This is a genomic window from Sunxiuqinia dokdonensis (genome assembly GCF_001270965.1).
Taxonomy (GTDB): domain Bacteria; phylum Bacteroidota; class Bacteroidia; order Bacteroidales; family Prolixibacteraceae; genus Sunxiuqinia; species Sunxiuqinia dokdonensis.
In genome coordinates, this window is record NZ_LGIA01000017.1 from 1 (window position 1) to 12,463 (window position 12,463).

Annotated in this window: 10 protein-coding genes; 5 read left to right on the plus strand and 5 right to left on the minus strand. The window is 48.3% G+C overall.

The genetic code is table 11. From position 1 onward, the window contains the following. The 4 genes from NC99_RS01595 to NC99_RS01610 form a co-directional block, all read right to left on the minus strand. Nucleotides 1–728 (minus strand): hypothetical protein (locus NC99_RS01595; RefSeq protein WP_157624352.1); only part of this gene is annotated, 728 nt, incomplete at its 3' end. 174 nt (nt 729–902) lie between these two features. After that, nucleotides 903–1,853, minus strand: a complete 951-nt coding sequence (locus NC99_RS01600; RefSeq protein ID WP_082326248.1) for an MlaD family protein — start codon at nt 1,851–1,853, stop codon at nt 903–905. A gap of 12 nt (nt 1,854–1,865) precedes the next feature. Next, nucleotides 1,866–2,594, minus strand: a complete 729-nt coding sequence (locus NC99_RS01605) for an ABC transporter ATP-binding protein (protein WP_053179161.1) — start codon at nt 2,592–2,594, stop codon at nt 1,866–1,868. 10 nt (nt 2,595–2,604) lie between these two features. Next, entirely contained in the window at nt 2,605–3,402 is a 798-nt protein-coding gene (locus NC99_RS01610) for an MlaE family ABC transporter permease (RefSeq protein ID WP_239684387.1), read from the minus strand. A 334-nt stretch (nt 3,403–3,736) separates the two neighbouring features. Between NC99_RS01610 and NC99_RS01615 the strand changes: the two genes are divergently transcribed. Further along, a complete protein-coding gene (locus NC99_RS01615) occupies nt 3,737–5,710 on the plus strand; it encodes a putative porin (RefSeq protein ID WP_053179163.1) in 1,974 nt (657 codons plus the stop codon). A 20-nt stretch (nt 5,711–5,730) separates the two neighbouring features. Then, nucleotides 5,731–7,167 carry an MltF family protein gene (locus NC99_RS01620; protein WP_053179170.1) on the plus strand — a complete coding sequence of 479 codons (1,437 nt, stop codon included), beginning with the start codon at nt 5,731–5,733 and terminating at the stop codon, nt 7,165–7,167. Here NC99_RS01620 and NC99_RS01625 read toward each other — a convergent pair. Further along, nucleotides 7,154–7,789 carry an NUDIX hydrolase gene (locus NC99_RS01625; RefSeq protein ID WP_053179172.1) on the minus strand — a complete coding sequence of 212 codons (636 nt, stop codon included), beginning with the start codon at nt 7,787–7,789 and terminating at the stop codon, nt 7,154–7,156. The two genes, NC99_RS01620 and NC99_RS01625, sit on opposite strands and share 14 nt — an antisense overlap. A 1,485-nt stretch (nt 7,790–9,274) precedes the next feature. Between NC99_RS01625 and NC99_RS01630 the strand changes: the two genes are divergently transcribed. The 3 genes from NC99_RS01630 to NC99_RS01640 all read left to right on the plus strand — a co-directional run. Next, a complete protein-coding gene (locus tag NC99_RS01630; RefSeq protein ID WP_053179174.1) occupies nt 9,275–9,931 on the plus strand; it encodes an HAD family hydrolase in 657 nt (218 codons plus the stop codon). 20 nt (nt 9,932–9,951) lie between these two features. Further along, complete coding sequence (locus NC99_RS01635; RefSeq protein ID WP_053179176.1) at nt 9,952–10,971, plus strand: LacI family DNA-binding transcriptional regulator; 1,020 nt, start codon at nt 9,952–9,954, stop codon at nt 10,969–10,971. A gap of 239 nt (nt 10,972–11,210) precedes the next feature. Continuing rightward, nucleotides 11,211–12,463, plus strand: a 1,253-nt coding sequence (locus NC99_RS01640) for a DEAD/DEAH box helicase (RefSeq protein ID WP_053179179.1), incomplete at its 3' end; no start/stop codon positions are given.

Below are 12,463 nucleotides of genomic sequence, written 5' to 3' on the forward strand. Positions count from 1 at the left end.
TCGGCCATTTCGCCGCTGAGGGCTTTGCGGTAAAACGGAAACAGGCGTTTGTGCACTTTTTCTTCAAAGGCCTCAAAAAGCGTTTTGCCCGCAAAGTAACTGTTCGACAAGCCAAACCGTTCTTTTTCGCGGCCACCTGCCAGCACGTACCGATAGTCGGTATCGAACAAAAAAACATCAATATCGGGCAAATTGTCGATGACAATCTGCTGATAGTTTTTGATGTCGGTCATGGTGGTATTTGAAAAGTTGACGCCAGCCAAGATCAATTCTTCGCCCGATTTCTCGGAAAGCAATTCAAGGCTAATGGTTGCTGCCAGCGGAATTCCCTGGGTTGAGCGAATAATGGTTTCGAACTCCTGGCTTTCCCGGGAGGCCAGCAAGCGATCAATCCGGGCGGAAAAAACATCCTGCTCTTCAATTTTCAGCAGATCGGAAATATGCAGTGCCCCGCTTTTCCCCGGATAAAAAAGATGATCGAAAATGCCGGTGTATTTGTAAACTTTGTAGGTGGTGTCGAAAATAAAAATGGCTTCGTGCCTAACCGACTCTAGCTTGACCGGCTGTCCACTGAGCGGAAATCCGAGTTTGGTCGATTTAATTTTGTTGCTTAGCAAATCCAGCAGCTCATCCAGCTCCATCAACGATTCCACGTCAAAATCTCCGTCCTCCAATTGATTGATGATCTCGGCTATTTCTTCAATTTGTTTTCCCAGTTTCTTTTTCATGGATGCAGGTGGCTAAAGGAACTTTGTTCTTTTGGTCGCTCAACTTTCGCAAATTCGGCTTGCGCGCGCACTTTTGCTTTGAACGGCCTTATTATTTTAACATATAAACAAAAGGCCGGAACCAAAGTTTTTGAAGATACCAATTTTTAGCCAGTTAAACGAGCGAACATCGATTTAGTCCGCCTGCTTATCCTTTTTGTTTCGTCCTGAAAAAAGATTGAGAATCCAGCTTTCCCTAATGGTTTCGGCTGTTCTGGCCACCTCTTCAATTCCACGGCCAGCTTTAATAACGGTCGTATCCAGGTGCTGTGCCATTTGCTCGTCATACACCAGGCGGTTGAGCACACCGTTGCCTTCATTCAGTTCTTTGCTGAAAAGCAGCATTTCCATGGTCACCGAATCCGCCCGGGCGCTCATTTGCCGTAAGCGGTTCAAGGTGAATGTCAGTTCATAGGTGATGGCCGTATCATTGACCAAGCGTCCAAGGTCTCCTTCTCCGCGATTTACCTTCGTTGAAATTTCTTTGGCGTTTTCAGTAAAGGCAAGCAGTTCGTCGCCAGCCTTGCTCAATTTTGTTGTGATTGAATTATCATTGATCAACCTGGCCAAATCACCATCGCCATTGTTAATTTTCTCACTCATTTCCAGAAGGGCTTTCGACACCATGCGGCTGTCATCAATAATCTTCCGGGCCTCCTGCACCATTTCCTGCACATCAACCGGGTTAATCGAGGCCAGCTGTCCCTGGTCTTCCACGCTGCCCGCCTCGGGCGACCCCGGATGAATGATCACCATTTTACTGCCCATCAATCCTTCGCGTCCAATTTCCACCCTGGAATCTTTCCGGATAAACTCCCGCACTTTTTCATTCACCAGCATCTCCACCAAGATGGTCGAGTCGGAAATAATGGTCACGTTCGAAACCGTGCCCACACTGATGCCTGAATACCGGACTTTGTTGCCTTCAACCAAGCCTTTCACATCTGAAAAATGACTGGTTATGGTGAAGGTTGATGAGAACAGGTTCTGCTTGCTTCCCAGGTAGTAAACGGCCATTACAAACAGCAATAAGCCAATGGAAACCAGCATTCCTAACTTTAACGGACGACTTTTAATCTTACTCATAATACTATTTTTTTAGCTGAAATAGGCTTTCACTTCCTGATCGTCACTTTCGCTTAACTGGCTGAAAGTGCCTTCGGCATAGAACTTTCCATCCTTCATTATTTTAAGTTGATTGGCCGTCATCTTTGCACATTTCATATCGTGTGTAATAATGATGGAGGAGGTGTTGTATTTCTCCTGAACCTGCAAAATCAGCTCACTGATTTCGCCTGAAGTCACCGGATCAAGGCCGGTGGTCGGTTCGTCGTACAAAATAATTTGCGGTTTTAAAATCAAGGTTCGGGCCAGCCCAATCCGTTTTTTCATTCCTCCGGAGAGCTCCGCCGGCATTTTATTGATCGCATCCGCCAAGCCCACATTTTCGAGCGATTCTTCCACCAGTTCGCGAAGCTCTTTTTTCTTTTTCTCCATCTGGGTTCGCCTGATCTGAAATTCAAGGTTTTGCCTGACCGTCATGGAGTCGTACAAAGCACCGCCCTGAAACAGATAGCCCACTTTTTTCCGGGTTTCGTTCAGTTGCTCATCATCCATTTTAAGAATATCATTGCCAAGCACCAGTATTTCTCCCTTGTCGGCCTGCACCAGCCGGACAATGCACTTGGTCAGCACCGATTTGCCGGTCCCCGACTTTCCCAAAATCGCAAGATTCTCGCCCCGCTCCAATTTCAGATTAATATCGGTCAGCACCGCGAGTTGATCGAACGACTTCTCCAGATGTTTGATTTCAATAACTGTTTCCATAGTTTTTGTGTTAAAAGCCGTAAATCAATTCTGAAATCTGAACAGCAATCAGATCGATAATGAAGATCACCAGCGAAGCGGTCACCACCGCCGAATTGGCCGAAAGCCCCACCGATTCGGTTCCCCGGTCGGCTGTGTAGCCTTTGTACGAGCCAATCAGTCCGATGAAAAATCCGAAGAAAACCGTTTTGATTGTGGCGGGAATCACATCGGCAAAGCTCAGTGAGTCGAAAGCCTGCGAAAAGAACAACCTCAACGAGATATCTTCGCGCATGTTCAGGGCGGCAAACGAACCAAACAAGCCAATGGCATCAGCGAAAAAAACGAGGATCGGCACCAAAATCGTTGTTGCCATCACCCGGGTAGCCACCACATAGTTTAAAGGCTTGGCTCCCGAAACCTCCATGGCATCCAGCTGCTCGGTCACTTTCATGGCTCCCAGCTCAGCGCCAATACCAGAGCTTATTTTTCCGGCACACAGCAAGGCGGTAATCACCGGGCCTATTTCGCGAATGATTGAAATGGCAATCATCCCGGGCAAAAGCGATTCGGCTCCAAAATCAACCATCACCGGCCGGCTTTGCAAGGTAAGCACCAAACCCATGATAAACCCCGTGATTGCAATCAACGGCAGGGTTTTGTTACCAATGTAGTATCCCTGGCGAATCAGCTCCTTAAACTCGAAGGGTGCCGAAAAAAACTGCCGGATAACCTGACCGGTAAAGAGTAGGATGTTCCCCACCTCCGTGAAAAACCTATTGAGCGAACCGACGATATTCTCTTTCAAAGCTTCCATATTGTTCTTCATCGTTGAGCAAATATCATTCTAGTCGGAACAAAATTTTCAATTCGGAACCAAACAAACGCACAAATCATTAGTCACCAACGACTAGCATTGCAGGCTAGAAGCGAAAAGCCGGACGATTCAGATTGTAGATAATTCTGCAAACTTGTAGATAAACAGCCACAGGTTTATTCAGCGAAATCAGCGCGGGCCAACAACAAAAAGCCAATTTGTGAGTTAGCTGTAACAGGTCGGTTTAAAGGCCAATCAGACCCGGTCCAATGCCCCATGAAGGCGCCAAACTTTTTTAAGCACAAAACTCAGTCAAACTTTGACTTTTAATTATCTTTGCCCCTGCATGTTTCAGAAAATACAGTTAACCATATGGATTTTACTGGGCACAGTAAGCGTTTTATTTGCCCAGGGAGAACTCAGGAATTTTGGCGGATTCAATGCCGAAAGCACCTTGCCAACAAACGATAGTCTGGAGGTAGATCAACACGAGCATGGAGAGCACATTCCATCGTTCATTCGCAGTTGGGAATTGAAAAACTACGGAGCGCTGATGGAGGAAACGGAGGTGGATACCGCCTTGAATTTCTTTCACCTGTACAATCCCATCTATCAAAACAGCATCAGCAATACCTTTACCGGCAACCTGGGTGGCGCCTACCAATCGAATCATTTTTTCAAGCGAAAAGGCGACTCTGACTTCTACTTTTACCGGGCCTTCGATGTCTATTCCAAATTTCCCGAGGACATCCGGTACTTCAATACAACAACGCCTTACACGCTGCTCGATTACAGCCAAAGTGAAAATAAAAACATTCAGAATGAAACCCGCTTCAATGTGTTTCACTCGCAAAATATCAACCGCGACTTCAACTTTGCTTTTCTTTACGACCAGTCGAAAGCCACGGGCCAATACGAATACCAGGAAAACAAGTACCACACCATTGGGTTTTACTCCAGTTATGAGTCAAACAATTGGGTTTCGCACTTCAACCTGCTTTTCAACCGGATCCGTAACATGGAAAACGGCGGCTTGACCGATGAAAATCCGGGCTTGAATGAGTATTCAGAGACCGACATCTACATTGTCAATCTCGACGAAGCCAACACCTCTTTGAACAACAACACCATTTTTTGGAACACCGAATACCGGCTTGGAAAAACCATTGAGGTGGAAGATTCGCTGGGAAACATCGTGGATGAGTTTATTCCGCGAACCGGTTTTTTTTATGAGGTAGAATATTCAGGCAACAAAAAAATCTATACCGACACCGACCAAGCATCCAACCGGCAGTTTTACCGCAACACCTACATCGACTCACTGGCTACCAATGATACGATTGGCTTTAACCGGCTGACCAACATTTTTCAGCTGAGGTTTTACGAAGCGCCCGACCGGAAATACACCTTTACAAAACGCGCCTTCATCGGCCACGACCTCATCCGCATAAAAATGCCGGTGGACACCCTGCTACAGAAATTCAAACACAGCAATACCTTTGCAGGCGGCGGAATCTCGCGCGACGAAGGTGTTTTCTGGAAATGGGGGGCCGAGGGAAAATTTTACCTGACCGGCTACCGATCAGGCCAAACGGAATTGAGTGCCTTTATTTACAAACCCATCCGAATTGGAAAGGATACCACAAGCCTGAAAATATCGGGCGAACTGAACACGATCGTCCCCGATTACTTTGAGCAACGATTCAGCTCCAATCATTACGCCTGGAACAACCGGTTCGACAACCTAAACGAAATGATTGTCAATGCCGAAATCCACTCTCAGAAATATAAACTGACCCTGGGGGCCAACTATGCCCTGATTGGGAACTACATCTATAACGATGCCGAAGCGCTGCCGCGACAGGGAAGTTCCGAACTGCTGGTGTTAGCGGCTTACCTCAACAAAACCATCGAATCGAAACACTGGCTGCTGCGTGGACAGTTTCTGTGGCAAAAAGCCAACCAGGAACAATACCTACACCTGCCCGATTTTAGCACCTACGTCAGTTTAAACTACAAAACCATCATATCCAAAGTCTTATACACCCAAATAGGAGCCGACCTGCGTTACAACACCGAGTTTTATGCAGATGCTTATGATCCGGCCACGGGTCGCTACTATTGGCAAAATCAAGATAAAATTGGTAACTTCCCCTTCGTTGATGCCCACATCAACCTGAAACTAAAACGAACCCGGGTCTTTTTCCAATGGCTGAATGCAGCCTCGGGCTTTTTAGACGGCGGATTTTGGGCAGCACCGGATTACCCGCTATACCGCAGAACATTCAGGCTCGGAGTCGCCTGGACATTCTACGATTAGCCCGAAGTTACCCAACAGATATGAATACGAAACAGACATACCGTCCATTAATCCTACTTTTATTGGTCGCCTTGCTTTTTGCCTGCACCGGACGAAAAGACCGGAAGGGTGAGAACCAGGCCGCAGACAAAAAAAACGACCTGACACGAATCATGAAATCGGGGCAGCTGCGGGCCGTGGTTGATTACAACTCAACCAACTATTTTATTTACCGTGGAAAACCCATGGGCTTCAAGTACGAACTATTGAAACATCTGGCCGAAGACATGGGCGTTCAGCTGGAAATATCCGTAAGCAACAACCTGCAGGAAACTTTTGAAGGCCTTCAGAATGAGCAATACGACCTGGTTGCCAAAAATTTAACCATCACAAAAAAGCGAGATGAAATTATTGCTTTTACCCTGCCACTGGAACAAACCCGCCAGGTGTTGGTGCAACGCAAACCCGAAAACTGGCGCAGCCTTCCGCTCCATGCCATGGAAGACTCCCTGATCCGCAATCAACTTGACCTGGCCGGAAAGACCGTTTACGTGCAGAAAAATACCGCCTACTACCGAAGAATGGTCAACCTGTCTGACGAAATTGGCGAGGAGATCGACATTGTGCAGGACTCCATTTATGGGGTGGAACAGCTGGTATCGATGGTGGCCAATGGCGAGATTGACTACACCGTGTGCGACGAGAACGTGGCCAAAGTCAATCAAACATTCTATCCCAATCTCGACATCCACACGCCGGTCAGTTTTCCACAAAACATTGCCTGGGCTGTGCGTAACGGTTCCGACGAATGGCTGGAATACCTCAACAACTGGATTCGCAGCTTTCGAAAAACAACCACCTACGCGGTGCTATACAACAAGTATTTTGAAAACAGCCGCTCCAGCACCATGGCCAGCAGCGGCTACCACTCCATACGCGACGGCAACATATCGCCCTTTGACGAGCTGATTAAAGAGGCTGCCAACAAAGCCGGCATGGACTGGCGTTTTCTGGCAGCCATGATCTACCGCGAGTCGCGCTTTGACCCCGAAGCTGAATCCTGGGCCGGAGCTTATGGTCTGATGCAAATCATGCCGGAAACAGCCGACCTGGTGAGAATGAATGAGTATGAAGAACCAGAACAAAACATCCGGGTGGGTGTGCGCCTTTTGGAATGGCTTGACAAGAACCTCAAACCCGACGTACCCGATTCGACCCAACGAATGAAGTTCGTGCTGGCCGCCTACAACGTGGGGCTTGGCCACGTAAAAGATGCCCAACGCCTGGCTGAGAAATACGACAAAAATCCGGAGATTTGGGATGACAATGTGGATTATTACCTACTGAATAAATCGGCATCGAAATTCTATAAAGACCCCGTGGTGCGCTGGGGCTACTGCCGGGGCGAAGAACCCTACAACTACGTCAATCGGGTGCTGGAAACCTACAGAGATTACACCAATATTATTGCAGAGTAAGGCTGCCTTCTTTTAGCACCTCAAAAAATTCAGCCAAAATCATGGCCGTGGCTCCCCAAATAATTTCGCCTGCGTAAGGATAATACGGCACGGTTAGTCGCCCACGAATGGTGTCGAGTTCAACCTGCCCAATCCGTTCTTCCTGTAAAAAATCCTGTACCGGAAACAGGATCAATTTCTCGGCCTCCGCTTGGTTCAAAACAAACTCAGGCTTATGATCGACCCAGCCCACATAAGGAAAAATCGTGTACCCACTAACCGGAATATACAACTGCGACAACATACCCAGCAACTGCACATCGAGCGGCGAAATGCCCACTTCTTCCTGGGCTTCACGCATGGCGGTCAGCTCGGGGCTTTCGCCTTCCTCAATTCTTCCGCCCGGAAAGCTGATTTGCCCCGGATGGGTTTTCATGTTCGCATTGCGGCGCGTCAGGCAGGTATAAATCCGCCCGTCATGCGGAAACAACAGCAGCAACACGCTACTGTATTTGACCTCCGCCATCTCCTCAAAATTTGCCGATAGTTTACGGCCTGGCGGAAGCATTTTCCGATGCGCTTTCTCGCCCGGCAAATCGCCTTTCAGTAATTGTTGAATAGCTTGTATAAAAGGATATTCCATAACTTCTAAATTCACGGTTGAGCCGGTGAATCGCCTGTTTGCCCAAAAGCGCCAAACCACCGGCCCGAAGGATACGACTAATTTAATCACCGTACCTATATAAAAAACTTCCGGGCAAAAAGTTTTACGAATAAATAACCTTGCGCTAAAGTGGGAAGGGCCATGTTCAAATAGGAGGTCGTGAGGGTTTCACTTGGAGTGAAGCCCTCACTCGTATGTGCAGACCGGAGAACCAAGGGAGTGTAATCTAAACTCTGTCTGTTGGCTCGCAGCTGTTTTATATGAAGGCTAACTTGTGTGCATCAAATATGGTTGTTATTTCGCTTTTACCAAAGTATTAGGTGTCGAATTGTAAAAAATATCAGTACCCTTTCTCCCGGATTTGTGCTGATGTTATGCAATGCTAAAGTCAAAGGTCTGTTTCACCTTGGTGTCTTTTCTGGTATGCTTATTTTAGCTTCATGTCCAACGAACGATCTCTCGTGCAGTCATTTCAATCTGTCATGCACTGCTATCAATCTTTCATGCAGTCGTTTCCATATGTCATGCACTGTCATCAATCTCTCATGCAGCAATTTCAATGTTTCATGCACTGACATCAAGCTCCCATGCAGTCGTTTCAATGTGTCATGCATTGGTATTCCTCTTTCATGCAGCGATTTCAATGTGTCGTGCATTGGCATCAAGCTTTCATGCAATCATTTCAAGCTTTCATGCAGACTGATCTATCTCTCGTGGATTCATTTCGATGTGCCGTGGGCTTTTATCGAGGATTTATGAATTCATTTCAATGTGTCGTGAACCGTTGAAGGGAAGCCGTGTAGTGCTTTCGGCTTCCCCTTATTCCTGTTTCAAGGAATCCTATTTGTTAACGATTTCTTTTGTGGCGCTTTCGGTTTCGGCAGCCGTTCGATCCCATCCGGGATCGCATCTTTCCCTGATGCTGTGTTTCTATAAACATCCGATGCCGCGGGCATCGAAAGCGCGATCGGTTCAAAAAGCCGGCATTTCTTTTATTGATCGGATGACTCAGAGTCATCCGATCAATAAGCCGAGTAGCATGCCAGTGAGAGCTTCTCCCGAAGTGAAACCCTCACTATTTGAAGCGTCTGATGCCACTCGTTAACACATTCCGTCCGGCAACTGACGGATCGGAATGACGCGTTGTTTGTGATGGGGTTCGGAATGACGCGTTGTCCATCGGCTGTGAATAAAAATTCTCCCCTGCCCTTCGTTTCTTAAGTCAGATTGATTCGCCGACTGGCGAAACGGGTGGGTTATCGCTCAAGTTTTCAAGACGATTTCGTAGAGGTCTCCGCGACTTGCCAGGGTTTTGCTTTAAAACCCGCGCTTCTAAAACCGTGACACCAGAGAGCCAAACCACCCCGGTTTTTTGTTTGCTTAAATCTGTGTAATTTGTGCTCACAATTAAACGCTTCGGCTAAAAATAACCGAAGGCGGCAAGCACAACAATTAAAATCTGGCATGAAGTATCAATGTATAATTTTTGACAACGATGGTGTGTTGGTCGATAGTGAAGCCATTTCGAACCAGGTGCTGGTGGAGATGGCTGCCTCGGTAGGCGTGCCCCTGGCGCTGGACGATGCCATTGAAAATTTCTCAGGCGTGTCCATGTCAAGCACGCTGGACTACCTGAAAACCCATGCAAAAACCGAATTTCCGGATGATTTTGAACAAGAATTTCGCCGCCGTACCTTCGACCTGTTTAAAACCGATTTAAAACCGGTTCAGGGAGTTTCCCGGGTACTGGATGAGTTGCAACAGGCGGGTATTCCTTTCTGCGTGGCGTCGAGCGGGCCGCGCGAGAAGATCAGGCTAAGCTTAACGACGACCGGGCTGATCACGTATTTCGACCAACGGATTTTTAGTTCGTACGACATCAATAGCTGGAAACCGCAGCCCGACATCTTTCTTTATGCCGCCCGCGAAATGGGCTTTCAAGCCGCCAATTGCGCGGTGATCGAAGACAGCCTGGCCGGTGTAAAAGCAGCTACTGCCGGCGGGTTTCAGGCCTATGCCTATGGCCATGCAAAAAATCGAACCAAGCTGGAAGCACTGGGAGCCACGGTCTTTTTCGATATGAAACAACTTGTTCCACTGCTGCAAACCGAATCGTTTTAACCGAACAACCCAAGGGAATCATGTCGAAAGCACGAACCACCATCACCGATATTGCCCGCGAGCTGAACATCTCTCCCGCTACAGTTTCACGGGCTTTAAACAACCATCCAGCCATTAGCCGCCAAACCCGTGAAGCCGTGATTGCGCTGGCCCGGAAACTCAACTATCACCCCAACCTGCTGGCCTTGAGTTTGCTTCGTAAGCGGACGAATACGATCGGGGTGATTGTCCCGGAAATTACCAGCTACTTTTTTTCTTCGGTGATCGGCGGCGTACAGGATTTGCTCACGGCACAGGGCATGAACATGATTATTGGCCAGTCGAACGAGTCGCTGGAAGAAGAAAAAGCTTTGGTTGAGAAATTTACGTCCATCCGGGTCGATGGATTTTTGATTTCCCCCTCGCGGGAAACCAAAGATTACGGGCATTTGCAGGTGTTGAAGGACAGCCTGTTTCCGCTGGTCATTTTCGACCGCGACTGTGAGGACCTTGAAGTTGACAAAGTGTTTGTGGATGAATACCGTGGCGCCCTTCAGGCTGTTGAATATTTAATCCACACCGGCTGCCGGAGAATCGCCCATATTGCCGGTTCAGCCACGCTGTCCACCGCACGGCACCGGCTGGCCGCTTATCGCGATGCCCTAAAAAAGTACCAGCTTCCGGTGCTGGACGACTATATCATCGAAAGCAGTGGCTTTACGCCCGAGGCGGGCATTGAGCCGACCAAACACTTGCTGGCGCTGCCTGAGCCACCTGATGCCATTTTCACCGTCAACGACGGCGTGGCCATTGGAGCCATGTACGTGATCAAAGAAGCCGGAATCTCGATTCCCAATGAAATCTCCGTGATTGGCTTCGACGATGAGCCCTATTCCTGCTACTTCAAACCCTCCTTGTCAACCGTTTGGCAACCCACCTACGAGCTGGGCATGCTTTCGGCCCGCATCCTGATGAAACGGGTGAATGCCGCCCAGGAAGCCTTCACCCCAAAAGTGGAAAAGCTTTTCCCCGAGCTGATTATTCGGGGCTCATCGCGCTGAAAAAGCATGGTGTGAAGCAGAATCTGCAGCAGGTAGCAAGCCACAAGTACTCAGCATCCACCCTTATAAAATCCCTTCGGGTCTATTTTGCGGAGTAAATCATCCAGCTATCACCATCGATGACCACCGAATGACAATCAAATGACTATCAATGACCAATCGCTAATTATCACTCCTCTGAGCATCCCCCTCAATTCGAGCTGTGATTCGGAAACATTAAAAGTGTATCTTTGCGGCCTATGACAAGTTTCAGCGAGTTAAAAGTTAACAAATCGATTTTGAAGGTGTTGGATGAACTGGGCTTTGAACAGCCCACGCCAATACAAGCGAAAGCCATTCCCGTCATTCGGTCGGGAGCCGACGTGGTGGGTGTGGCACAAACCGGAACCGGTAAAACGGCCGCGTACCTGCTGCCGATATTCATGAAGCTGGTGAAAGCCGAAGGAGTTGATCCGCGGGTCCTGATTTTAGTGCCTACGCGCGAGTTGTCCATTCAGGTGGGCGACGACATTGAAGAACTGACCCGCTACAGCGATATTCGTCATGCCGCTGTTTACGGCGGCGTTGGCTGGACCAAACACGCCGCATTGATCGAACCTGGCATCGATATTCTGGTGGCAACACCCGGCCGCCTGCGCGATTTGTACCATGCCGGGGCCGTTTCGCTGAAAAAAATAAAAACACTGGTGATTGATGAAGCCGACCGGATGCTCGACATGGGCTTTATGCCACAGATTCGGCAACTGCTCGAAATCATTCCGGTCAAACGTCAAAACCTGCTGTTCTCGGCCACCTTCGATGAAAAGGTGGAACTGATGACGCAGGAGTTTCTGGATTTCCCGGAGCGTGTGGAAGTATCACCTTCGGCTACGCCGGCGCAGCTGGTGAAGCAATCCTATTTTAAAGTTCCGAATTTTAAAACCAAGCTGAACCTGGTCCGGCACTGGCTGCAGGACGAAGAAGTTTTTAACCGGGTGCTGATCTTCGTGCGAACCAAGGAGCACGCGGAAATGGTGTACAAAGTGATTAAGCGAAAGACCGAGGGCGAAAAACGGATCCTGCATTCCAACAAAGGGCAAAACACCCGGATGAACGCCATTCAGGCCTTTAAGGATGGTGAACTTCGGATTCTGATTTCGACAGATGTTTCGGCACGTGGCCTCGATGTTTCATTGATTACACATGTCATCAACTTCGACCTGCCCCAGCGCTATGAAGATTATGTGCACCGCATTGGACGGACGGCCCGGGCCAACAATCATGGTGAAGCCATCACATTGATCAATCCTTCCGAAGAATATCACCTGAAAAAAATTGAAGAGGTGATTCGTATGCCGATTGAGGAAAAACCACTGCCCGAAGATTTGGTGATTGAACCAACCGGAAAGGCGGAACATCAGGAGCAGATGCGCGAAATTGATCGGCAGAAAAAAATGGAAAACCCCGATTACCAGGGCGCATTTCATGAGAAGAAACGCCGGCCACACGAAAA